The 24,362-nt window shown below is 54.7% G+C and carries 15 protein-coding genes; 4 read left to right on the top strand and 11 right to left on the bottom strand.

Features of this window, described 5'->3' with window-relative positions; genetic code table 11:
* Nucleotides 1–281: 281 nt before the first annotated feature.
* Nucleotides 282–455, bottom strand: a complete 174-nt coding sequence (locus WKK33_RS05210) for a hypothetical protein (protein WP_337569194.1) — start codon at nucleotides 453–455, stop codon at nucleotides 282–284.
* Nucleotides 456–741: 286 nt separating this feature from the next.
* On the opposite strand from WKK33_RS05210, the gene mtaB reads away from it, so the two are divergent.
* Both mtaB and WKK33_RS05220 read left to right on the top strand, forming a co-directional pair.
* Nucleotides 742–2,082: a tRNA (N(6)-L-threonylcarbamoyladenosine(37)-C(2))-methylthiotransferase MtaB gene (mtaB, locus tag WKK33_RS05215; RefSeq protein ID WP_337932811.1), complete on the top strand. Its 1,341-nt coding sequence runs from the start codon at nucleotides 742–744 to the stop codon at nucleotides 2,080–2,082.
* Between the two features lie 47 nt (nucleotides 2,083–2,129).
* On the top strand, nucleotides 2,130–3,155 hold the full coding sequence (locus tag WKK33_RS05220) for a glycosyltransferase family 2 protein (RefSeq protein WP_337569536.1): 1,026 nt from the start codon (nucleotides 2,130–2,132) through the stop codon (nucleotides 3,153–3,155).
* Between the two features lie 313 nt (nucleotides 3,156–3,468).
* Here WKK33_RS05220 and WKK33_RS05225 read toward each other — a convergent pair whose 3' ends face one another.
* The 7 genes from WKK33_RS05225 to uvrB all read right to left on the bottom strand — a co-directional run bounded on the left by WKK33_RS05225 (nucleotide 3,469) and on the right by uvrB (nucleotide 11,883).
* Complete coding sequence (locus tag WKK33_RS05225) at nucleotides 3,469–4,602, bottom strand: TlpA disulfide reductase family protein (RefSeq protein ID WP_337932813.1); 1,134 nt, start codon at nucleotides 4,600–4,602, stop codon at nucleotides 3,469–3,471.
* A 98-nt stretch (nucleotides 4,603–4,700) separates the two neighbouring features.
* Nucleotides 4,701–5,336, bottom strand: a complete 636-nt coding sequence (locus tag WKK33_RS05230; RefSeq protein ID WP_215759981.1) for an HD domain-containing protein — start codon at nucleotides 5,334–5,336, stop codon at nucleotides 4,701–4,703.
* Between the two features lie 3 nt (nucleotides 5,337–5,339).
* Nucleotides 5,340–6,293 (bottom strand): 1,4-dihydroxy-2-naphthoate octaprenyltransferase, encoded by a 954-nt coding sequence (menA, locus tag WKK33_RS05235; RefSeq protein WP_337932814.1) that lies wholly within the window; start codon nucleotides 6,291–6,293, stop codon nucleotides 5,340–5,342.
* A 208-nt stretch (nucleotides 6,294–6,501) separates the two neighbouring features.
* Nucleotides 6,502–8,856, bottom strand: coding sequence for a putative porin (locus WKK33_RS05240; protein WP_337932816.1), 2,355 nt, complete (start codon nucleotides 8,854–8,856; stop codon nucleotides 6,502–6,504).
* A complete protein-coding gene (locus WKK33_RS05245; protein ID WP_252344932.1) occupies nucleotides 8,853–9,056 on the bottom strand; it encodes a hypothetical protein in 204 nt (67 codons plus the stop codon). Before WKK33_RS05245 ends, WKK33_RS05240 begins: the two co-directional genes overlap by 4 nt.
* 41 nt (nucleotides 9,057–9,097) lie before the next feature.
* Nucleotides 9,098–9,769, bottom strand: a complete 672-nt coding sequence (locus WKK33_RS05250) for a DUF4468 domain-containing protein (RefSeq protein ID WP_337469234.1) — start codon at nucleotides 9,767–9,769, stop codon at nucleotides 9,098–9,100.
* A gap of 83 nt (nucleotides 9,770–9,852) precedes the next feature.
* Nucleotides 9,853–11,883, bottom strand: coding sequence for an excinuclease ABC subunit UvrB (gene uvrB / locus WKK33_RS05255; protein WP_337469233.1), 2,031 nt, complete (start codon nucleotides 11,881–11,883; stop codon nucleotides 9,853–9,855).
* 837 nt (nucleotides 11,884–12,720) lie between these two features.
* Between uvrB and WKK33_RS05260 the strand changes: the two genes are divergently transcribed.
* Both WKK33_RS05260 and WKK33_RS05265 read left to right on the top strand, forming a co-directional pair.
* Complete coding sequence (locus WKK33_RS05260; protein WP_337932819.1) at nucleotides 12,721–13,800, top strand: FMN-binding protein; 1,080 nt, start codon at nucleotides 12,721–12,723, stop codon at nucleotides 13,798–13,800.
* A 79-nt stretch (nucleotides 13,801–13,879) separates the two neighbouring features.
* Entirely contained in the window at nucleotides 13,880–14,953 is a 1,074-nt protein-coding gene (locus WKK33_RS05265; RefSeq protein WP_337932821.1) for a competence protein CoiA family protein, read from the top strand.
* Between the two features lie 364 nt (nucleotides 14,954–15,317).
* On the opposite strand, the gene WKK33_RS05270 is transcribed toward WKK33_RS05265, so the two are convergent.
* From WKK33_RS05270 to WKK33_RS05280, 3 genes are all read right to left on the bottom strand, one after another.
* Nucleotides 15,318–17,045 (bottom strand): DUF4091 domain-containing protein, encoded by a 1,728-nt coding sequence (locus WKK33_RS05270; protein ID WP_337932823.1) that lies wholly within the window; start codon nucleotides 17,043–17,045, stop codon nucleotides 15,318–15,320.
* 278 nt (nucleotides 17,046–17,323) lie between these two features.
* Nucleotides 17,324–22,801, bottom strand: coding sequence for a glycosyl hydrolase (locus WKK33_RS05275; RefSeq protein WP_337932825.1), 5,478 nt, complete (start codon nucleotides 22,799–22,801; stop codon nucleotides 17,324–17,326).
* Nucleotides 22,802–22,994: 193 nt separating this feature from the next.
* A complete protein-coding gene (locus WKK33_RS05280; RefSeq protein WP_337932826.1) occupies nucleotides 22,995–24,269 on the bottom strand; it encodes a DUF3078 domain-containing protein in 1,275 nt (424 codons plus the stop codon).
* Nucleotides 24,270–24,362: the final 93 nt, after the last annotated feature.

The raw sequence follows: 24,362 nt of genomic DNA on the forward strand, positions 1-24,362 counted from the left end.
TTAAATATCAAATATATAACTATAGTTAAGCGATTAATATCGCATCACTAGTATAGGTCAACATCTAATGAATCACTTGGATTGAAACCCCAAGAACACGGTTGCGCAAACACAAAAACAACCTACTCCCACCCGAAAGGCTCCTTGCAAAAACCAAGGTTGCCTGCGCGAGTAGCTTTGTTCGCTCGCACAGGCAACCTACACTTGTAACATATGCATACAAAAACCGCCCCGGGCTGAGCCCGAGGCGGTGTCTCTCAATTTTCAGTTCGTGCTAAAGCTTACTGAGCAACAGTTGTGTCAACAGCAGCAGTGTCAACAGCAGCGGTGTCAACAGTGTCAACTGCAGTGGTGTCAACTGAATCCTGAGCAGGAGCAGCAGACTCATTCTTATTACCACAAGATGCGAAAGAGATAGCGGCGATAGCCACGAACATCAAAACTAATTTCTTCATTTTCTTTGCTTTTTAAAATCTGTAAAACGATCTATGTTTATTAAAACGCTGCAAAGATAAGGCTTTTTTCAATACCACGACAAACTTTTAGCAACTTTTTTTTAGGTCCTTTCTGTAACTTTTTTATAACCAACTGATATTCAACGTTTTGCAGACTGTTAACAGAGGTTAAATATTTTGTGTCCCTTAACAGAAGCCAAAATATGGTACTTTTTAGGCAAAAATGTCGATGGAAAAGCGTAACTTTGCATACCTATTATAAATAAGGAAAGAAAGACGAGCACGCATGATAGACACAAGCGCTTTTCAAGGCAAGAAGGCAGCCTACTACACCTTAGGTTGCAAACTGAACTTCTCTGAGACTTCCACGTTCGGCAAGACGTTGGCCGACATGGGTGTGATAACCGCCGCAAAGGGCGAGCAGGCCGACATCTGCCTGATCAACACCTGTTCGGTGACCGAGGTGGCCGACCACAAATGCAGACAGGCCATCCATCGCATGGTGCGCCAGAACCCCGGAGCTTTCGTGGTGGTAACTGGTTGCTACGCACAGCTCGAGGGCGAGACCGTCAGCCAGATTCCTGGCGTCGACCTGGTGCTGGGATCCAACGAGAAAGCCAACCTCATCCAATATCTCTCCGACGCGTGGTCGCAGCCCCACGAGGGCCATCTTCACCAACACCACACGGTGAAAACCAAGGACATCAAGACCTTCCAACCCTCGTGTTCCCGTGGCAACCGCACACGTTATTTCTTAAAGGTGCAAGACGGCTGCAACTATTTCTGCACCTATTGCACCATTCCCTTTGCCCGCGGTCTGTCGCGCAACCCAACCATCGCCTCTCTCGTGGAGCAAGCCCAACAAGCCGCCGCAGAGGGCGGCAAGGAGATCGTGCTCACGGGTGTGAACATCGGCGACTTCGGGCGCACCACCCATGAGCAGTTTATCGACCTGGTGAAAGCCTTGGATCAGGTGGAAGGCATTGAGCGTTTCCGCATCAGCAGCCTGGAGCCCGACCTCATGAGCGATGAGCTCATCGACTATTGCGCCCACAGCAGAGCCTTCATGCCCCACTTTCATGTGCCCCTTCAGAGTGGCAGCGACGAGGTGTTGAAGCTCATGCACCGCAGGTATGACACCCAGCTTTTCGCACATAAGATTCACCTTATTAAAGAGAAGATGCCCCATGCGTTCATCGGCGTAGATGTGATGGTAGGTTGCCGTGGCGAACTTCCCGAGTGTTTCGAGGCTTGCTACGAGTTTCTCAAGGGCCTTCCCGTTACCCAGCTGCACGTGTTTCCCTACTCCGAGCGTCCCGGCACTGCCGCCCTGCGCATTCCTTACGTGGTGGACGATAAGGAGAAGAAGCGCCGAGCCCACCAACTGCTGGTGCTGTCCGACGAGAAGACGCAGGCCTTCTACGCCGAGCAAATAGGCCAGGAGGCCGATGTGCTCTTCGAAAAGGCAGCACGCGGAAAGGCCATGCACGGCTTCACGGAGAACTATGTACGCGTGGAGTTGCCCGCCTCACAAGCACGAGAGGAATACGACAACCAAATCATTCGGGTGAAACTGGGCGACTTCAACCACGACAAGACAGCTCTGAAAGCCGAGATCATCGGCTAAACGACAGGCGTTTCACACAAACATACACAACAAACAACATTGAAAAAATGAACGTAGCAATCGTCATATTGAACTGGAACGGCAGCAAGATGATGCGCCAATACCTGCCCACCGTTATGAAATACTCGCGCAGCGACGCAGAAATTTGGGTGGCCGACAATGCCTCTTCCGACGACTCCATGCAGATGCTGGAACGCGATTTCCCACAGGTGAAACGATTGCAGCTCGACAAGAACTACGGTTTTGCGGAAGGATACAACCGTGCCTTGCGACAGATCGAGACCGACTATTACGTGTTGCTCAACTCCGATGTGGAGGTGACCCACGGCTGGTTGACGCCGCTCATCGAGTTTATGGACACCCACGCTGACGTGGCTGCCTGCCAACCCAAGTTGCTTTCGGTATTCGACAAGGACCGCTTTGAGTACGCTGGCGCCTCGGGCGGCTTCATCGACCGCTACGGCTACCCTTTCTGCCGTGGACGAATCTTCGACGACGTGGAAGCCGACGATGGACAATACGACTACTCCACCGATGTGTTCTGGGCTACAGGAGCGTGCCTTATGATTCGCTCGAAGGACTATTGGAAGGTCAACGGATTGGACGGTCGCTTCTTTGCACACAACGAGGAGATCGACCTATGCTGGCGATTGCGCCAACAGGGCCGACGCATCGTCTGCCTTCCCGAGAGCGTTGTTTACCACGTGGGTGGTGGAACGCTGCCCAAGGGCAACCCCATGAAGACGTTCCTCAACTTCAGAAACAACCTGACCATGCTCTATAAGAACCTGCCCGACGACGAGTTGGCGCACGTCATGCGGGTGAGATGGGCGCTCGATTACATAGCCGCCTTCGAAACATTGCTGGTCAACCGCAACTGGGGCGACTTCAAAGCCATCTTCAAAGCGCGCCGCGCCTTCAACCAATGGAAGCATCAGTTCGACAAGGATCGTGAGGAAATACGAGCCAAACGCGTCCTCGACCCTGTGCCCGAACGCATGAACCTCAGCATTCTCTGGCAGTATTATGCCAAAGGATGCAAGAAGTTCTCACAACTGAAAAGCGGCAAATAAGCATAGGGCGCAAACGGATAGTCAGATAAGCTCATAGCCATTGTCCGACGAATGATCCCAGATGGTCTGACGAGAGCCAACAGATCGTCAGACGAGGACTGACCAACCATCAGTAGTGCGCTCCCAAAGGCTTCTCTGAGAACAGGGCGATGATTTGATGAGAGATGCAGAAGGCTCCTCTGAGAACAGGGCGATGATTTGATGGAAACACACAAAACTTCGGTTGAAAGCATCTAAAAAAAACGCTTGTCATCTATCATGACAAGCGGCTTTTTCATGCTTATAGGGCGACGAGTCGCCAAACATCATTATGTTATTTGCCTAAGAGCTGATCGAGATAGGTGTAGAAGTCCTCACTCTCACCCACGACGACCTTGCTGATTTTTCCCTCAGCGTCGATCACAATCTTGGTGGGGAAACCACTGATGCCATAGAGAACGGTCACGTCGGGGTTACCCTCGTTGCGCACATGAAGCCAAGGCAACTCATGCTTCTTCACAGCGTCGCGCCACTTCTGCTCCGTGTCGTTGCAATCGATGCCCAGGATCTCGAGCTTGCCCTTATACTTGGCGTAGTACTCCTTCATCTTCGGCATACCCTTGATGCACCATCCGCACCATGAGCCCCAGAAGTCGAGCACCACCACTTTGCCCTTCAGGCTGCTCAGGCTGATGTTCTTTCCATCGATGCTCTTGAGCGTAAAGTCGGGTGCCACATTGCCCTCGACAGTGTTCTTCTTGGCAGCCTCACGCTCGAGCGCCTTCTGAGCGTAATCGGCGAAATGATCAATCAAACCCTTCATACGGCCCTCACGAACGGCGGGCGACAAGGCGGCGAGCACATCTTTGTAGTTTTCCACGTCCACATTATCCAGCATCGACACGCAAGCCTCCATGTCGGGATGAGCCTTGATGTACTTCAGCGTAGCGTCGGAGAGGTTGGCCTTCAACTCATCGTAAGCCTTATTGATCACCTTTTCGAGCGAGTCGGGATTGGCGCCCTGCTCCATCTTGGCACTATAGTCGCGCTGCAGGTTCTTCACACCCTCCTCAAACGAAGCCGAAACCTTGCGGCACTGCTCAAAATCCTTGTAGAAGGCGCTGCCATCAACCTGGTAGTTGCTGAACGAGCCCGTAACCTTCAGGTTCTCGCCAGGCACTGCCATCAGCTCCGCATAAGCAGCCATCGGTTGCTGACCGTCCTTCATCGGGTGGCGAACCAGCAACACAAGGGGTGCGGGTTCCTTCACATCCATGTGGAAATCGAACGCTCCATCCTTGCCTACAACCTTCATCGTTTGGTCGACACTGTTGTTAAGGTAGGTCATGGCAATGAGGGTGTCGTTTCCAACATCACTCAGATTGCCAGACACATGGAGGTCGTCGGCCATCATGCAGGCGCTCAACGACAGGCAGGAAACTGCCAACATGAATCGTTTCATCATCATAATCATATTTTTATTGTTAAAGTTTTACGAGTTGTTCTGTATCGTTTGCCCATGCCGGAAGCATCTCCCCACCATCGGGCTTGCGCCGTTCGTTCGGCCTACTTGTCCATCAAGGCTGTGTAGATGCGTTCAAACACTTGTTGGAGACGTGGCTTGTCGACAATGATCTCGCGCAAGTTCTTAATGCGTTTCTCATTGGGCGAGTTTGGAATCCACAGCTTGATGTAACCATTGGAGCTGTATTTCTCCTCCATGTGACTGTCAAAGCGTTTCCACTGCCCCATCTTGTCGAGCTCGGGGTAGTTCTCCAGGCCATACTCAATGGCCCTGGCAAAGACCGTCTCAGCATCCAAGTCGCGGTCGGCTTCGGCAACAATCATTCCATAGATGCTGCGTGGGGCGTGCGACGCCGATGCGCGATGATCCTCCACCGCCTCCTTCATGATCCTTATTTGCTCGGCCGAAAACCATCTGCGCAGGCGCATGTCGGCAGCCAACATCTTACCTCCCGTAAGGTGATGGATGGCTCGCGGCCCCTCCATGCCCAAATCGTGGTAAGCAGCAATGACATAAACCATATTGATGTCGGCGCCTGTCGACGCCACAAGTTCCAACGCATTCTTGATGACGCGCTGCACATGCACCATGCCGTGGCTATGGCCAAACTGATTGTATCGCGGCAGAATCTCCCGCTCCACAAAGCCCATGATCTCGAGGTTGACGTGTTGTTGCATAAGTTAAAGTATTTGTCCGACAAACAATATCTGCGCTGCTGTGACCAAGCCAAAAACAAACAGGTTGCGGGCTGTCATGCCCAGCACGGCGTTGAGCTCCCTGCCCTTGCCTATGGCCACCATCTTACGGGCCGTCGTATCATGCATGATGAGGTAAACAGCAGCAAGAGCCACGAAGGCCACCACCTTCCAAAGGGGTGCGTCCTCGCCCAGGATGAGGGTCTGGAAAATCCATAATTCCGCACAATACGGCATGTAACGATAAACCAAAGCCGTGGCTCGTTCGCCCAACCTAACGGCCAACGTTATCTTTCCACAAGCCTTATCGTTGTCGCGATCGCGGTAATTGTTGACCAATAGCAGCGTGTCGATGACCATTCCACAAGCTATGGCAATACACAGGACACTGAGGTTGAACGCCTGATGCCCTGCAGGCACAATGACAAACCACGTGAAATAGACCGGCACCAGACCGAAGAACACCACGACGAGCACATCGCCCAATCCCTTGGAGGCAAAAAACGTGGTGTAGAGAAAGGCGAACACCACACACAGGGCGCCCACCCCCACCAGGTTCCAGCCCCCGTAAGCGATGAGCGGCAAGCCCAGCACGCAGGCCGAAACCGATGTGATGGCCAATGCCCAGCGCATGGCAGGCAGCGTGATCCATCCCTCGGCACACGCCCGTTTGGGTCCCAAGCGGGTCTCGCGATCGTCGTTTCCACGCACGAAGTCGAAGTAATCGTTGATCAGATTGGAGTCGATCTGCATCAGCCAAGCGAACAACAGGCACAAGAGGGCTGGCACAACCTGAAACTCCCGCCACCCTACCGTCTTGAGGGCCAGTGCAAACCCGATGATGACGGGCACGGCAGCAGCCGACAGAGTCTTGGGCCTCGCGGCAAGCAGCCAAGCCTTCATGCTGTTGGTCTGAATGGTATCGTTTTCTGAAATCATAGTTTCCAATTATTAAAAGGGCAGCATCGCGCCAGCCAATCGCCTCAACCGCCAATCGCCCAAAGGCCTCAAGCAACAGGAATATGACAGGGCGATTCACTTAGAATGTCTCTGTCGCCCTACGCCTCAAGTCCAACAGCCTCAGCCAAACGGCTAACCCCACCAAGTTGCGCAACCGGAAGCATATTTCCTTCGGGCCGCCCTGAGGTTAGTTGAAGAAGTTCCAGCTCACGCCAAATCGGAACACACGTCCGTTGAGCGGATAGTGGGGAGCGAAGAAATAGCCACCACTGCTGGCGTTAACATGACTCATCATGGCGAAGAACCGCGTGTGCTTCAGGTGGAAATTGGCGTAAACGTTCACCAGAGGATAGTTGCCTATCTCCGTCTTCACATCATTGGCCTGCACCGCATACTGTCCGATGGCCGGCACATAGTCGGGCGCCTTATACTTGGTGAAATAGCGCACATCGGCTCCGAAATCGCATTTCAACACATGCGCAATCTTGAATCGCAGATAAAGGTTGGTGTAAACGTTGACCAGCGGCAACGGCAGCGCATCCTCGTTGGTCGATTTCTGCACCGTGGCCACCGTCTCCCAGTTGAGCGGTCCGAGCGTAAAGTCCTGCTTCAGCTCAGCGGTAAACACCGAGATGGGGTCGCCCGCCTGTCGCACCTCCACGGCGTTGGCCAAGCGTCCGGCGTCCGACGTGGTGTAGGTCGTGGCGAAATACGTGTAGTTTTTCATCTCGTCAAACGCCACGCGGAGCGTGGTGCGGGTCTTTTGGTATCTCAACACACCCTGCACACGGAAATGATCCACCATCGACAGGTCGTCGTCGTCCCACCAGAAATGGCGTCCTTGATAGTGGCGATAGTAGAACGAAGGCTTCTCATGGTGGTAGAAACCCGACGCGGCAAGCGTCATGGTATCCTTCCACAACGGGAAATTGACATCGATGCCACCATCCACATGAATCTCACCGGCGTTGACACCCGCCACGCCCAACTCGCCCGTGACGTTGTAATGCAGCGTCCTGCCCTGCGCCTTGATGAGCTGTGCGCCCACGCTCAGGGCGTTCTCGTTCCACGAGCGCATCGCCAAGGAGTCGGGCAAGGTGAAGTGGCGCAACTCATGGGTTCCGAAGAGCTTCAGTCCGGCCTTCGCCCACTTGTTGAATCCCTCCAACATCGAGATGGCAAACGTGTTGCGAAGACTCCAATGGGTGGTCTTGTCGTAGATGGAATCGCCCGTCAGCTTCTCTGCGACGTTATAGCGATGGAGATAATAATCGGCCGGCGTCTGATACGCCTCATAGATGCGACGATAGTTGTTGAAGTCGAGCGTGTGGATGAAACTGGTGACAGGCACATACTCATCCTTGAGCCACGAGGTATCCACCTTGGCCTCTTGGGTCTTCGCCAACAGGCTGTCGGCAGCCGCCTTGCCATTGACCGCCAGTCGGTTGGGCGCCTGCAGGCCACCCTCCAGACTGTCATTGGCCAAACTGTCGCGCTTTGCCCTCACGCCGATCTTGGCGTTGTCGGGGCGTCCAGCAAACGTTGCGGGCGCCTTCACGTCGTCCTCATCCACATCTTTGCCTTCCTGACGCGCCTTCCTGGCAGCCTCCGCCTTGGCGCGACGCTGCTTGGCCTCAAGCTGCGAAGCCATGGCAAACTTGCGCGCGGCAATCTCTTCGGCCGTCATGGGCACCTTGTGCTTGAAGCCCACGCTATAGCGCTGGGTGAAGAAGATGTGCTGGTTGTCGTTGCGGTTCCAGTTGCGCGCGAGCATGGTGGGTATCTCCGAGGTGTTAAACGACTCGTTGAACGACTCGGGATGGGTGATGTAGTTATCATTGGTGATACCACCATTCTCGGTTACCTTCTGATGGTTGGTCGACATCAGCAGGTGCGCCTGATAGCGGTCGCCCAGGTAGGAGCCATACATGGTATAGTCGAAATGGGAGGTCGACTGGCTGTCGTAATAGCCACGACCATAGAGATAATCGAACTTAAAGCCCACGCCCAGGCGCTTGCCCGCATTCACACCAAACTTCGCGGTGAAATGGTCCTCACCATTGGTGCGGTCGCCACAGTTGTTGTAAGTGAGGTTGGTGAAGGGCGAGAGGGTGTTGGTGAAATGGAAATCGCTCACTGGCGTGATGAAATAATCGTAGGGGTCGGTAAACAAGAACTGTGAACCGACCTGCCGATCAACGAACACACGGGCCTGACGGGGCGCCCCCAGGTTGCCCGTGGTGTTATATTCGCCACGAAGACCCGAGGTAAAAATGGTGTTCATATACATGTGCGACAGCGTGTCGAGCTGTGCCGCCTTGCGATCGCCAAAGCGCGAGTCGACCGTCCACACATAGATGCCCTTGGGTATTTCCTTGTGCGACGAGGTGGAGTCGGCACGGTTGCGACGGTCGTTGGCCGTGGCTACGTTGCCATTGGGGTCCATCGAGTTGTAATCGTTCGTCCGGACGCGCGGCACCTGAGCGGACGCCTGCACCACGGCCAGCCACAAAAACAAAACGGAGCAAAGGTATTTCTTCATCGAAACATTATTCGTATGGCGCTCTCCACAAGTTTGAAGACCACCGCAACCATGATGATGATGGCGCCCACTATCTGGTCGGACCAATAGTAAACAGCCCCACCGACAATCGCCAGGAGCATGAAAATGACGTTCAACACATTGCGCAGGCGCAAATGATTGTTCTTGGGAGCGTCCTCGCCCCGGCGTCTATGTTGCAAAGATTCGTTCTCTACATTCATGAATATCTGGAGCGCTGTTATTAGTAGTTAACACCCAAAGCCTTGCACACGCGACCGAAGATATTGTCCTTACGGTCGATGGTCTTGCAGCGGAACTTACCGCTGTACTTAGACAACTTGTTGCCTTTCTTGTTGAGCGCCCACTCGTCGGTGATCCACTCCTCGGCCTTTGTCTCCATGCCCTTGGTGTCGGTGCGGTCCATCTCATACAGATAGCCCATGCGCTCCATGGTGAGGTGCAGGTGGCCGTCGCTCACCTTGGCGATGAGCTGATAGTTGAACAGCGTCTGGTCGAGCGAGAGGGCGCTCTTGCGGAACACCAACCACTCCGACAGGCGTGCGCCAACAGTGTGCGAGGCCTTGTCGTCTACGGCGACCTTGCTCATCTCCTTCACCTGGTTGGGCTCAGCCACCACCTCGGCCAACACGCCACGCACCTTATCGTATATCTGGTCGGCGCTCATGCCCGGCACGTCCTTGTCGAGTGTGAACACCACATTGCCATTCACCACAGGCACGGCTCCGGCAAGATACTTGGCGTCGATCACCTTCGTCGTCTTCTCGAAGAGCGATGTTCTCTCGGTGGTTTCGGTCTTTGTTTGCTTGTCCTTGTTCTGCGGAGCCTCCCAGGTGTTTTGAGCCATGCCCATCATGGGGAAGATCAGCATCATGGCAAAGATTATTTTCTTCATTTCGATCCTAAGTTAATTAATTATAGAAAGCAAAGTTAATAAATAATGTGCCATAACAGGAAAGGGCACGTTACTTTTAACGTTTATTTTAACTCCAACTGTTTTTCCAGTCTTACGATCTCGTCGCGGTATTGCGCAGCCTGCAGGAAGTCGAGGTTCTTGGCGGCTTGTTCCATCAGTGCCTTGGTGTTGTCGATGCTCTTTTGGAGCTCGTCGCGTGTCATGTGGAGCACAATGGGGTCGGCGGCGAAGGCTCCTGGCTGCATGTCGACAGGTGCGTAAGCCTGGGCACCGCGTGGCGCCTCGTAAGCGTCGCCGCTGGCGGTGGGCAGCACACCCTTGATGTCCTTCACAATCTGCTTCGGCGTGATGTGGTGATCCTCGTTGTATTTCAGCTGGATGGAGCGGCGGCGGGCGGTCTCGTCGATGGTGCGCCGCATGCTATCGGTGATGGTGTCGGCATACATGATGACCTTTCCGTTCACGTTTCGTGCGGCGCGCCCCGCCGTCTGCGTCAGGCTGCGGTGGCTACGCAAGAATCCTTCCTTGTCGGCATCGAGAATGGCCACGAGCGACACCTCGGGCAGGTCGAGTCCCTCGCGCAGCAGGTTGACACCCACCAACACATCGAACAGGCCGGCGCGCAGGTCGTTCATGATCTTCACACGGTCGAGCGTGGCCACATCGCTGTGGATATAGTTGGCCTTCACGCCATGGTCGAGCAAAAACTCGGTGAGCTCCTCGGCCATACGCTTGGTGAGCGTGGTGACCAGCACGCGCTCGCCACGGTGGCTACGCGTCAGTATCTCGTCCAAGAGGTCGTCGATCTGGTTCTCCGACGGGCGCACCTCAATCTCGGGGTCGAGCAGTCCGGTGGGGCGGATGAGCTGCTCCACCACAACACCCTCGGCCTCCTGCAACTCGTAGTCGGCTGGCGTGGCCGACACGTAGATCACCTGATGGATCATGTCGTGAAACTCCTCGAAGCGCAATGGGCGGTTGTCGAAGGCCGCAGGCAAGCGGAAACCATACTCCACAAGGTTCTGCTTGCGGGCGCGATCGCCACCATACATGGCATTGATCTGTGGCACGCTGACGTGGCTCTCGTCGATGACCAACAAGAAATCCTTGGGGAAGAAATCGAGCAAGCAATAGGGGCGTTGGCCGGGTTCGCGCCCGTCGAAATAGCGCGAGTAGTTCTCAATGCCCGAGCAGTGGCCCAGCTCCTTGATCATCTCCATGTCATACTCCACGCGCTCCTTGATGCGCTGGGCCTTGATGCCATCGCCCAACTCCTTGAAGTAGTCGACCTGTCGCACCAAGTCGTCCTGTATCCTACTGATGGCGCTCTCGGTTTGCTCCTTGCTCGTCACAAAGAGGTTGGCCGGATAAATCTGGTACTCGTCGAAACGCTGCAACGTGCGCAGGGTGAGCGCGTCGCACTCCTCGATGGCGTCGACCTCATCGTCCCACCAACTGATGCGCAGCACGTTGTCGCTGTAGGCCATGGCCACCAGCACCGTGTCGCCCTTGACGGAGAAATTGCCTCGTTGCAGGTCGATGTCGTTGCGCACATAGAGCGAGTTGACCAACTTGCGGAGAAACTCATTGCGGTCGAGCTGTTGGCCGCGCCGGATGGTCACCACGTTCTCCTGCATCGACATGGGTGCGCCCATACCATAGATGCACGACACTGACGACACGACGACGACGTCCTTTCGGCCCGACAGCAAGTGGCTCACGGCGGCCAGACGGAGCTTGTCGATCTCTTCGTTGATGGCGAGGTCTTTCTCGATATAGGTGTCGGTGGTGGGCAGATAAGCCTCGGGCTGATAGTAGTCGTAATACGACACGTAATAGTCGACGGCGTTATCGGGGAAGAAGCCGCGCATCTCCTCATAAAGCTGGGCGGCGAGCGTCTTGTTATGACTCAATATCAGCGTGGGCTTGTTGACATTGGCAATGACATTGGCCACCGTGAACGTCTTACCCGAACCGGTCACACCAAGCAACACCTGGGCCGGGTCGCCTTGGCGTATGCCGTCGGTGAGCTGCCTGATGGCTTGGGGCTGGTCGCCCGTGGGCTTGAACTTTGATGTCAGTTTGAAATCCATGAATATGCAAATTTACGAAATTCCCACGAACCACGATGGCTTATCGGCCATTATTTGCATTTTTGTTTCAAACAAACGGGTGCGAGGCGATGGGCGGGAATCATGCTGGAGGTCCCATCAGCGCGCACCCTTCCGAGCGGCAAATGCCCCGCCCCATGGTCGGCAAAGGCGGAGCAATGGCATAGCGTGTAAGGTTTTTTGGTTAAAAAGTTGTATTGGGATTTTGCGTAAAATAGAGTACGAAAACGCCCTTTTTGCGAGATCGGGGCGCCCCCAAAAAACATCGGGCGCACCATTAGGCATGTTTCGAGTTGCGTCCGGGCATGTTTTGCACTTCGATCGGGCATGTTCCGAGGCTCGAAAGACCATGTATCGCACCTCGATTAGGCATGTTTTATGGCGTTCATTGTCAACCGCGAAGCGTCAAAAGAGCCACCCGTTACGCAAGTAGCTGAATACAAGCCTGTTAGGAAAACACACCGAGAATCGCGTATTTGTGCCCAACTTTTCCGTCATGAAAAACAAACGTGTAGATTCCAATGTAGTTTGTCGTAATAATTTGAACCTAAACAGACATGGGCGACAAGGCGCTCACACGATGGCGGACAACAACACCTAATCGGCCAAAGGCATCGTTTTGGCAATAAAACGAGATTGTAGGAGGGAGGTGGAAGGATGGCCACAAGGGGCGCATAAGCACGTTTTTAACGGATACTAACAGTCGTTCAACCCATAATATGAAAGGAATTGTTTAATTTTGCAACATTAAGACCATTCGGTTTTGTCGCCACTCGCCGACTCACACAACCGAGAACACATCACATCATCCATCAAAACATGAAAAGAAAAAACAAAATAAAGGCGTTCGTAGGTCTCGTGCTGGGCCTAATCATATTGTCGTCGCTGGCCTTGGCGAAGCACGGCGCATGGATGGGGCACTACTTCCGAGAGAGGCACGAAGCCCAGCAAGCCGTGAACAACGACACCTTGCAGACCTTGGCCGACGGGTCGATGGTGGTCAACACAACGGGCCTGGGCGCCGACATCACGGGCTACGCGGGTAAGGTGCCGCTGAAGATAACCATCGCCAACGGTGTGGTTACCCACATTGAGGCCCTTCCCAACGATGAGACACCCGATTTCTTCAACCATGCCGCCTCGCTCTTCAACCAATGGAAGGGCAAGACGGTCGACGAGGCAGCGCACATGAAGGTCGACGCCGTGTCGGGCGCCACATTCTCCTCGCGCGCCATCATCGGAAACATGCAACGCGGATTGGCCTACGCCAAGCAGGCGCAAGCAGAGCCCAAGGCGCCCACATTCGACACCTCGGCCAAAAACCTCGTGGGCATCGTCGTGGTGCTCATGGCTGCCATCCTGCCGTTATTCATCAAAAACCGAACGTATCGCATCTGCCAAATGGCGCTCAACGTGGTGGTGCTGGGATTCTGGTGTGGCACGTTCCTGTCCTACGCCTCACTCATGGGCTATGCGGCCCACGGCATGGATGCGGTGGCCGTGGTCATCCCCGTCATTATGCTCATCACGGCGTTCATCTATCCGTTGCTGGGCAAGAAGTCGTACTATTGCACCAACGTGTGTCCGTTTGGGTCGCTGCAGCAGGTGGCGGCCACGTGTGTGAAGCATAAGATGAAGATCAAGCCTTCGGTGCTGCGCGCCCTCAACCGTTTCCGCCAAGTGCTCTGGGTGGCGCTGATGTTGCTGATATGGGGCGGCGTGTGGAGCGAATGGGTCGACTACGAGCCGTTCTCGGCCTTCATCTTCCAGTCGGCCTCGTGGGTGGTGATGGTCATCGCCGCCACATTCGTTCTGTTGTCGACGGTCGTCACACGTCCCTACTGCCGCTTTGTTTGTCCCATGGGAACGCTGCTGAAGATTAGCCAAGGAGGAAAATAAACGAGGCCAAGGAACTTAGCAAGCACCACATTGATGGTGCTTGGCTCTATCCTTGGCTCAAAAAGAATACAGAAGATATATGAAGCAGGCATACTTGACATACGCTCTTAACGCAGAAGGAAAGCTTGTGCATGTTGACAGTGTTCCTAACGGAAAGGCGTGTGGATGTATCTGTACCTACTGTGGTGAACCTCTTCAGGCAAAACAGGGAGCAAAGCGCAAGCATCACTTTTCTCATTTGTCAGGAACCGAATGCGAGGGTGCTTATGAGTCTATGCTTCATCTATTGGCAAAAGAAAAGATACAAGAGGCTTTTTACAATAACGCCTCCTTTTTCATAGAGTTTGCATATGCTTCATATTGCAATCAAGAGAAATGTATATTTCAGCCCCCATCAGAAAGATGCTGCGACTGGATAACTAAGAGATTTGATATCAAACAATGGTATGATACATGTGAACAAGAAATATCGTATGACAATATCAGAAGGCGAAGTGACTTGAAATTTTATTCAAAGCAGTTTCCTGAACGAAAACCTGTCTACATAGAATTCTGTGTCACTCATGCGAGCGATGAAGCTAAGTTGCATAGTGGAAACAAAATAATAGAAATTCTTATTGAAGATGAGGAAAGCATATTCTCTTTAATACAATCAGGGATTGTCGAGAAGACTATAGATGTTGGCGATGGATGGCAAGAAAAATTAGTTAAGTTAGTGGCGTTCTATGGCTTTAAGGTAGAAGACCATAATAATTCCTCTGTAAGTAAGGATGTTAAGATTACCAGATGCGTTTTTTATGAGTCTGGGAAAATATTTACTACTTCAGAATATTGCAATTGTAAGCATATTGAGAAAAGATATCCTCAAGCACTATGTGAAATAGTGTTCTCTGTTTCTAATTCTAGGTATGCTTATAGCCTTTGTTATCAAAAATATCATATTCGTAACTGCAACCTTTGTAGGAACTATGTGAAGGTCGCTCCATGGTACGACAAATCTTATAAGATGTGCAAAAGGTACAAACGGCTGCAACTCCCTTTCGAAGACTTTAAAAGTCCTGGTGCATTTGACACATCAAAGGCAAAAACATGTGCGTTTTACTATCTAGATAAGCCCGATTTAGATAAAAATGTTGAATATATCCTTCTTTGACCCTGTGGGCTGCTCACGCCTCTTGGCGTGAATAGTCCACAGGGTTTTAGGATGGGGTATTTCAAACCTTAAATTCGGTTTGTATCTCTTTAATCATTTCTTTAACTTCTCGGTCAATGCGGTTGAAGTTGTTGTAAAGAACACGTTCTTTGGCATCTTCTGATTCGAATTCGTAGAACTTTGGGAGAGGAAAATAACCGAAAGGAACGAAACCAAAGCAAAAGGATCGTTGCCAGCACACAAGAAACGCTGCCAACGCAAAAGGAGCCATGCCAACGGAGGTCGGATTCGACTCGTGGCATGGCTCCTTTGCATAAATCCCAAACGGTCGTTAGACCGATCATGACCGATTGGGATTATTAGCTTATTTCGCGCTCATTTCATTTAGCAGATACTCGAAATAGTTGACCGATTGAGCGGTGGTGTTGTGGTAATTGGGCTTGCCCGACTGGAAGGATCGCAGGGCGTCGTCGAGCTTCTTCACGCCGTCGGCGTTGCCTTCGCGTTGAAATTCCTCACGAAGGATGCGGTATTTCTCCACCTGTTGCACACCCTCGATGAAGCGTTCCCAACGCACGGAGCTGCGCGGACCGGGGTAGATAAGGTAGGTGTCGCCAGCTGGGAAGAGCTTAAACCTACTGTCTTGCAAGGGCTGGTCGGTCCAGTTCATCCACGACCAGTGCAAATAGCCCTCAAAGCCGTTGGCCTGACAGTACAGGGGCAGATAGGCGGCATCGGCGGGATCGTTGTAGGTCTCGATATTGGGGGTCAGGTCGGGACAGCAGGTATAGGTGGTCGAGAGCATGCCTTTGCTGCGACGAGAGGCCAGTTGCTCCTTGGTGAAACGCTCGGGATAACCCAAGCTATAGTCGGTAATCACGTCGAACAACTCCTTATGGGGCACGCCAGCCAGCGCCATGCGGAAATCGGGAACCACCTCACGCAGCAGGTTGTAGGCGCGCATCATGTCGTCCAACCCTCGCTCGTCCATGGCGATACGGGTCTTGTGGAACCATCCTTTCTTCTTCAGGTGCTGCGCAAAACTCTTGAGGAAGGGCGTCCAAAGGGCACGATAGGCCGAATCGGAGGTGCCTGTCTTCAGCGCCACGTCGCGCTTCAGAGCCTCGTCGTAGTAGGTGAACGTCATGTCCCAAGGTATCATCGAGTAGCAATTGATTTGCTGGTTGATGCCGCAACTATCGCACAACGCCACATAACGGTCGAACACCGAATAGTCGTAACGCCACTTGCCGTTCTTGCGGCGCGTGGTCTTGATCATCGCGTCAAACTTATCGTTGCTCTGCACGCCCCACGGCTCATAGAACAAGATGGCGGTAACCACCTTCTGCCCACCACGTGCCAAGAGTTGCAGATAGGGTTTGAGGCGCTCGAAATGCTGCGGGCTCCAACGCTTCAGGCCATCATAGCGCGACACGCTATAAGGCTGTTGCCAGAAGTCTACGTGGAAACGGTAATCGCAGGGACGAGGCAGGGTGCGGTCCACCACGTTGAGCGTCAGCGCCAAACGGCCCAGCTCCTGATGCGATTGGGCATCGCGAACGGCCAGATACAGTTTGTTCGCTCCGGCCTGTGCATTGCGCGGCACCTGGATCGACACCCAAACGGGTCGCGTGGTCATAGGAGCCAAGGCCCACGCGGTGTCCACGTCGATGATGTCGGGCACCAGATAGGTGGGCGTGTTCATCAGGTTGTCGCCACACCCACGCTTCTCGTCGCACAGCACATAGCGCACAAAGCGGGCCGTGGCCACGCTATCGGCTTGGCGGGTGGTGGCATCGGCCGACAACATCTCCAATCGGAGGGGTTGCGAACCGTTACGGGAGCTCAGCAAGGCCAAGGCCGAAACGGTCTCGCCACGCCAGCCCGTGAGACTGATCTCGGTGGTGGGAATGATACGGGGAACCGACGATTGGGCATAATGCACATCGCGTGAGGCCCAACTCAACACAAAGGGTTTGTTGGCAGGAACCGTCGCCCATGAGGCGGGGTCGGTAGGCTCAACCTCGCCAAGGGGTTGGGCCATTGCGGGAATCGCCAAGAAGGCCATCAAGGCCAAAAGGATTTTACGCATAGGTTCAATGGATTATGATCGATTATTCTACTTCTGACTACTACACTTTTACGATGGTTTCTCACGATGACACGGCATGAGTAGCTTCATCGTTCGTGAGAACTCGCTCCGTCAGGCGCATCACGCTGCGCCTTCGTTTCTTGGAGGTCGTTCGGTCTTACGCCCTGTTCGGCGCAGCCGCCAGACGGGTTGGGGGCCAACCCATCGTCTGTTGCGGCTGCTCCGGTAGGCGGATTACGGACGATCACTCGTCCGGTTCGCTTTCGCCTTTGGAAAGGTCATTTGCGAATAAACTTCTTGTTTTTCTTCACCAAAACGCCATGCTGTGAGGTTGAGCGCTGACCGTTGAGGTTGTAAGTGCGCTCCGCGCGTGCGTCGGTCTGGCTGACGCCGTCGATGCCATCGACAACGCCTTGGAGCGGCATCGACACGGCACCACCCTCAACGATGGGCAGATTGCTGAACGAGGCGATGTAGGCCGAGTAATTGGCAAGGGTCGCATCGGCCAGGTTGTCCACCTTACGCCATTCATCATCCACAAGCACATAGGCACCTTCGCGCAGGCGTCCGTTCTTGAACACACCCGTAAGGAGACCGCCAGTGACAGGACGCGACACCAGACTCTTCCCTCCGAGGAAGGCGATATGCTTGCCTTCGTAACGGCACACGTAAGCCTTGCCTGCCTCCAGGGCGTTCACCGGGGTGAGGAAGAGTTGCGTACCGTCGGCCGATCGACCCGCTACGGCATAGACCTTCACACTATCCGACGGGATGGCGGCAAACGGAAGGCAGACCGTTGTCCACACATGGGTGCTGTCGACCACGCGCTGATAACCCGGCGTGTACCACAAACGGAACTTCGAGGCGAGCCACCATCCTTCGCGGTTGTCGCCATCATAGGCTCCCTCCAGGGCGCCATTCTTCGACGATTGGAATCCCACGGTGGCCGTTCCTGCGTCGCCCACATAGAGCGGCAAGGTGGAGAGCGTCTGCCAACGATCCTCATCGCTGATGCCGGGAATCTGCATACGGTCGAAGGTGAGCGTGGGCGAGGCCGTGCTATCGGTCTCCGTGCGCATCCAACAATGCTGGTCGGAGAGGCAATAATGTTGTGTGGTGGCGTCGGCCGTCAGGCGATAGAAGCCCATGGGAAGGCCCGAAAGATCCTGCGTCAGGGCCAGGGTGCGACCTGCCGCATTGGCCGTCGACACGTTCCACCATGCGTTCCAGCACTTGCGTCCACCAAATGTGTTGAGGCGTTGGTCGCCTCCCTTATAGGTTCCAGCCTCAACATTCCATCCGGTCGATGCGTCCAGGTTGGCGTTGGAGATGGATGTGGTTCGGTCTTGGGCGGGCAAGGCCTCGTCGACAGCCTGCTGCAAGCGGGCGCTGGCCTCAGCGAAGAACACCAAAGAGGTGGAGTTCTGTGCGTCGGCAACGGCCTGACGAACCTGCGACACACTGGGCAAGCCTATGGCTGCAATGGTGTTGGCCACAGTGAGGAGCGAGTCGAGCGAAGTGGCGTCGGCCACGGCGCGGCGTGCCTGGCCCAACAAGGCCGAGAGCGAAGCATAGGCGTCGGCATCGGTTGCGGTAACCTTCGACGCGGCTTCGGTGAGCAACTCATTGACGACGGGTTGCGTCTTGTTCCACTGCTTGAAGTCGGCGATGTCTTGTTTCATGCGTTCCACACCATCGGCATAGGCCTCCTCGGGGCTCTCAAAGAGCGGAGCGACGACAAACTTATCGAACTGGGCCGACTTGCCCAACCATCGATAGCTGAGCAGGAGCTGACTGTTGGCGCCACTGTTGAAGGTGGCCGACGCCTTGCTCCACACCGAAGCGGCAGGCAGCGAGAGGACGGTTGCGGTCTCTTGGGTGCCATCGACCGACAAGGCTGCGGTTTGATACTCGCCTCCATTGTTCTTGTGGAACACGCTGATATAATAAGGTGTGGATGCGGTCAACGCCACGGAGCGCTTCAAACTGGCACTCGACGCAGCGCCCTCATTCTTGAACGCTTGCAGATACGTGCCTCCATCTACACCTCCCAAGGGGTAAACCTCGAAGGCGGGCCAGGTAAGCGCGGTGCCGTCGCCGGCCGTCCAACCTGTCAAATCCTCAAGGAAGTCGCCATTGCTTACGATGTTTCCACCCAAATACAGGGTGCGACCGTCCTTCTCCACGGCACTACCCACACCATCGATGGGGCCGACCGATACGGGAGCGGAATAATGGTTGCGACCGAGATAGTCGACCGTGCGGATGCGATACGTGGCCGATTCCGTGCCTTGCAGCGTCAGGCTGAAGAGCGGATTGTCCTCCTGCGGCGTGCAAAGGGTCATGGTTTGCCACTGGCCATTGGCGTCCTTTCGCTCCACGATGACGCTATCCGAGAACTCCTCGTTGGGGTCTTTCCATCCCAAGAGCAAGCCCTCGGCGTTCCATGTGGCTTGTGTGAGGGTGGGATTCTTCATCGGCAGAGGCTTCGGCGTGTAACCGTAGCTTGAATTGTAGGCCATGTTGGATCGCTTGGCGGCATAGTATTCGCCCATCGGCGTGAGATAATTCTTCGACGCCAACGACGCGTCGCCCTTGTTATAGAGCTTTCTGCAATCTTGCACCTCATTGTATGCGGCATAGCGCTCAATCCATCCCGTCGACTCCAAGCCGTCGATGACGGGTGCGAAATGCTGCTTCTCAATGGCGTAGTTCTCTGCGTTGCCCTTGGTGTTGCTTCCGGGCCATCCGGTCCAGTTGGCTCCATAGTTCATCTCGGTAATCCAGATGGGACGGCCGGTACGCTCGTGAATGGCCTTGAGCGTATTCTGCCAAGCGCCCCAATCCTCATAATAATAGGCGTGAACGGCGATGAAGTCGCAGCGCCATCCGCGGGCGTCGATGGAGTCGATGAATGGATAGAGCCAACCATTGAGGTTGCTGGCCATGGCGGGAGAGCCCAATCGCTTACCCGTGGCCATCATCTCCTCCCAATGGGCGAGCACCTCCGACACCGAACTGACGGTCTCGCGCTCATCGGCGGTGTTGTCGGGCTCGTTATTGCCCAGGATGTTCGACGACGGGCCGTTGTTGCCCACGCTCTCAATGCTCGGCCATCCCTCGTGGTGGTGTTGGGTTACATACTCGCGATCATCCCACTCGTGCCATCCCGCATCCCAGTTGTAGCACCAAGTGGTGTTGAGCAATGCGTTGATGGTACTGTTGTTTCCAGCATAGCCTTTCTTCGTTACGTCGTTCCACTTCGACACGCGGATGGACGACACGTGGCGGTCGAGAATCTTCGATGTGGTGGGGAGGTTGATGCGGCGGTTGCTCTTGTCGGCAATGAACACGCGGCTATAGCCCTTGCCATCTTCCTTGGTGGCCAATGTAACCATGTATCCACGCTTGAGCTTGAAGCTTCGCATCTTGTTGTTGAAGATGTTATTCTTGAACGATCGACGCGTTCCCACGGTGAAATCGCTCTTCGACGAACCCGTGAGGTTGGTGTCGTCGTAAATGGTGAGGGGAACGACATAGCTGCCATACGGCACGATCATAGCCCCATTGCCATAGATGCGGATGGAGCAGTTGATGCCTTCCTCGGCGGCCTTGCCCCTGACTTTAACAAACGAAAGCCACGCATCGGCCGCGCTGGGCTTCATGCCGCTGAGGATGATGACGGCATCCTCATGGACGATGTCGACATTTCCCGATGCGGCAAAGGGTGTGGCGGAAGAAATAACGTAATCGACGGGGTTGTCAAGGGTGACATTGGTCGTCACCTGACTGACCGTCTTGCGACTGTTCACGGCAAAGTTGCCCTGTGAAGCGCCCTCGCGCAACAAGGTGAAGTTGCTGACGCTCATCCACAAATGGGGCTCGCGACCCGCTCCTTCAACGGTCACGGTCACGGGCGTTTCTTGCTTCAGTTCGAAGGGAAGGTAGCGCCATTGCCATCCATAGCCGTTGCCCTTATTGGCAAAACCAGCGCCATCGGTGGCGAGAAACGATGCCTTACCCTCGAGGTTGACGCCCATGCCGGTGTCGCCAGACGGGAAATCGGCCACCGAAGCCAATGTTTGGCCCTGGGCCGAAACGGTCAACGCCATGTCCATATCGCCCATGGCGTGGCGACCTGTGGCACGCAACACATATTTGCCGGCGGGCAACGTGATGGTCTGGCGCATCGACATGTTCCATGACTGGTTGCTCCAGCCTTCCTTCTGCTCGTAATAGGTCGACGAGGACGTGCCGTCCCAATGCTGTCCTTGGTTGGTGGTTACGTTGTTGTTGGTCCACGCTCCGAGTTCCATCTCAGCGCCATATTGCTTGCCAATCTGCACATACTCGGCCTGGACGAGTGCCTGTGCGGCCTGAAGCAGACGGGTGGCGGCCTCCTGATAGCCCGCCAGCGTAGCCTCGGGTGTGGCGGCAATGGCCTCGGCCAAGGCTTGTTTCTCTGTGGAGGTCAGATCGCCCAAGTCGACCGCACGACCATACACTTGCTGGGCCAAGGCCAAGGCTTGCTCGTATTCGTCGCGCGATTGCGAGGCATCCTTGCCGAGATAGGCGAGGCGGAAGTTGTCGGCCTTATAGAACGCGGTGGAGCGCAAGCCCAAGGCGATGGGCTCATCGGTGGCTTTCGAGAAGTAGAGCGTCTCTGTTTGCACAGCGTTGGCGTCGGCAACCGTCACCTGACGCACGCTATCGCCTGCGAAAAGGGCGAATTGCTTGCCTGCCGATCCCGTCACAGTGGCCTGCAGACGGTAGCGTCCGGCGGGCAAGCCGTTGACCTGTTGGGATAGGCTCTTATCGGTTGTGGCGGAGTTGTCCCAGGCGTTGAACACGCGGAGGCCGTCGAGCTTGTCGCCATAGACGGTGGTGAACGACCCTCCGTCGGCCTTGATCTCACTGCCATTGCTGGCCACAGTCCATCCATTGTAGCTGTAGGATGACCACGAGGTGCCGCCCCCTCCAGCCTCAAAGCTGGGGTTGGCGAGCATACCGGTAACGTCGAGTGGGAATGGCGTGGCGTCGGCTTGCGCCTCATCGTCGACGCGGTAGACGCGCATGTTGTCGAGGCAGATGTCGGAACGGCCATTGTTGACCAGCGATGCCTTCACCGAGATGGTGGCCACGCCCTCGTCATGGAGCGTGAAGAACGCGCCGATGGGTGTCCAGGGCGCCTTGGCCAGATAGGTGTCGGAACCGGGATTGCTGCTGCCATTGGCAAACGAATAGGCGCGACGTGCCTCGGCCGTTTGGCCCAGCGATTGGCCATCGGCACCCGTCACCACGATGTTCATCTTGGTTCCGTTGGTCGAATGGTTGTTGTTGTTGGAATAATCGGCTGCCTTATAGTCGACCACCACATAGTATTTGCCAGCCGAAAGTGTGCGAGTGGTGGTGGAGACGAGGGTTGAGAGATGGCCCCAACCCTTGCGATACCATAAGAAATAGGTGCCTTCGGAGGGTTGCACACCGCCCTTGCCATTGGTGAAACCGATCGCGGTGGTCGACGCATCGGCCACGGCCATGTTAGAGGTGCCCGTGGGCAAGGTCCAGCCATACGCCTCGGCGATGTCGGTGGCGGTGGTCAAGGGAGTGGCCTCGGCGCTCAACTCGAACGAGGGGTTGACAAGCGCCTCGGACGTAACATCTCGGTAGCCCTGGGCCCACGCCGGCATGCCAAAGCCACAAACGAGAAGGGCCAAGGCGGTCTGCCTCAAGCCGTGTTTGTTTAGTAATACCATTTTGAATAATTGGCGTTAAATGATTGTTTCCTGTAAGTTTGTCGTTAAATTCATCGCAAAGTTAGAAAAAAAGACGCACTTACACAAGCACAAGGGTACAATAAGACAACATTCAAGCCCTATTGTTCGTAAAACAGAAAGCGATGCGCCACCCAGTCCTTGGTTGGGTGGCGCATCGCGGCGTGCCGTCTGCTTAGAAACTGTACGAGAAGCCGAGCGACGTGTATTCCTTGAACATCCAGTAGCCGTGGTGGTCGTCGCGCTTGCGTGAGTCGTCGAATCGGGGATAGACGAAGAACTTGGCGGAGATGTATCGGTTAAACTGGAAACTGAAGGTGTTCTCAAACTCCATCTCTACACGCTCGTACGTGGTGTATCCATAGATACGTGAGCGCCAACTGATGTTGTCGCACATCCTCCACGTTACATCAACGGTGATCTGCGAACCGAAGTCGTTCAGGGTGTGGTGGCCCGCATCCACGCCGTAGCGTGTGGCCAAAGCCTTGCGGCCCACATACTTAAAGTTGTAGGCCAAGGGAGCGAGGTGAACGCTTCCGCGCATGCGGCCCTTCAACCAGTTGATGTTGTAGTCCATACCGATTGACACGTTCACGTTGAGCGGCGAGAGGAAATCGGAATACACATAATTGCTATTGGTGCCAAAGTTTCGCGCAAACTGAGTGGAGGCCAGCAACTGGAAGGTGTAGTACCAGCTCTTGGTGGCCTGCAAGCCCAACTTGCCCGTATAGCGCAACAGATCCTCGGAGGTCTTCAAACTATGGAGCGTGTCGCCTCGGGTGGTTTGGAAGCCCAGTTTCATCTCGAGCTTATTGTCCCATCTCACCTTCTGCTTGTTGTTGTAATTGGCGTTCAACGTGAGCGACGCCACCATCGAATAGTTGCTTTGTCCGCCCTTATACCAGTTGCTCGACACGTAGTTTTGGAAGAACTGCAGGTAGTGGTCGCCACCAAACGACCAAAAGTTGGGCTTCAACACGATGAGGTCCACATCGTTGGGCATGGCCTCCGCAGGCTTGGTTTCGGCCACCTCCACGGCGGGCTTGTCGGTGACGGTGGTGGGCGCCAGCACGGGGCCAGCCTTCTCCAACTGCTTTTGGGTGGCCGACACGAGATCGGGACGGTTGAGGTAGAGCAGCAACATCAGCTCGTCGACGGTCGTCAGGCTGTCGGTAAGCGAGAACGCCTTGTGCGGAACGTCTTTGTAAAATGTGGGGGGAAGGAACAAGGGTGCCACATCGGTGGCGGTGAGGCGTGGACGAACCCTCACGCTATCGGCGTAGATCGAGTCGGCATAATGGCGGAGGGAGTCGGAAAACTGCCTACTTACCTTGGCGGACGCCGACGCCGATTGGGTGATGGTGCGTGTGCGATGCTGGGCGTAGGTGGCCACGGTGAGCAACGAGAGCGCCAACGTTAAGAGGATATGTCGGGGTAAGGTGTGTGTCATAAGTTGGTTTTGGGGTAGGGGTTCATCAACTATTGTTGATTGCAAATTTAGATAAAATTTCCGAATTATAAGCCAGTTGGGATAAAAAACAGA

This window comes from Hallella sp. (assembly GCF_037460745.1).
Classification (GTDB): Bacteria; Bacteroidota; Bacteroidia; order Bacteroidales; family Bacteroidaceae; genus Prevotella; species Prevotella faecis.

Bases quoted from the DNA above. Each gene is read 5' to 3' on its own strand.
- WKK33_RS05220 (WP_337569536.1), top strand. From the start codon at position 2,130: ATGAACGTAGCAATCGTCATATTGAACTGGAACGGCAGCAAGATGATG.
- WKK33_RS05240 (WP_337932816.1), bottom strand. From the start codon at position 8,856: ATGAAGAAATACCTTTGCTCCGTTTTGTTTTTGTGGCTGGCCGTGGTG.
- WKK33_RS05270 (WP_337932823.1), bottom strand. From the start codon at position 17,045: ATGCGTAAAATCCTTTTGGCCTTGATGGCCTTCTTGGCGATTCCCGCA.
- WKK33_RS05260 (WP_337932819.1), top strand. From the start codon at position 12,721: ATGAAAAGAAAAAACAAAATAAAGGCGTTCGTAGGTCTCGTGCTGGGC.
- WKK33_RS05225 (WP_337932813.1), bottom strand. From the start codon at position 4,602: ATGATGATGAAACGATTCATGTTGGCAGTTTCCTGCCTGTCGTTGAGC.
- menA (WP_337932814.1), bottom strand. From the start codon at position 6,293: ATGATTTCAGAAAACGATACCATTCAGACCAACAGCATGAAGGCTTGG.
- WKK33_RS05250 (WP_337469234.1), bottom strand. From the start codon at position 9,769: ATGAAGAAAATAATCTTTGCCATGATGCTGATCTTCCCCATGATGGGC.
- WKK33_RS05265 (WP_337932821.1), top strand. From the start codon at position 13,880: ATGAAGCAGGCATACTTGACATACGCTCTTAACGCAGAAGGAAAGCTT.
- WKK33_RS05275 (WP_337932825.1), bottom strand. From the start codon at position 22,801: ATGGTATTACTAAACAAACACGGCTTGAGGCAGACCGCCTTGGCCCTT.
- mtaB (WP_337932811.1), top strand. From the start codon at position 742: ATGATAGACACAAGCGCTTTTCAAGGCAAGAAGGCAGCCTACTACACC.
- WKK33_RS05280 (WP_337932826.1), bottom strand. From the start codon at position 24,269: ATGACACACACCTTACCCCGACATATCCTCTTAACGTTGGCGCTCTCG.
- uvrB (WP_337469233.1), bottom strand. From the start codon at position 11,883: ATGGATTTCAAACTGACATCAAAGTTCAAGCCCACGGGCGACCAGCCC.
- WKK33_RS05230 (WP_215759981.1), bottom strand. From the start codon at position 5,336: ATGCAACAACACGTCAACCTCGAGATCATGGGCTTTGTGGAGCGGGAG.
- WKK33_RS05210 (WP_337569194.1), bottom strand. From the start codon at position 455: ATGAAGAAATTAGTTTTGATGTTCGTGGCTATCGCCGCTATCTCTTTC.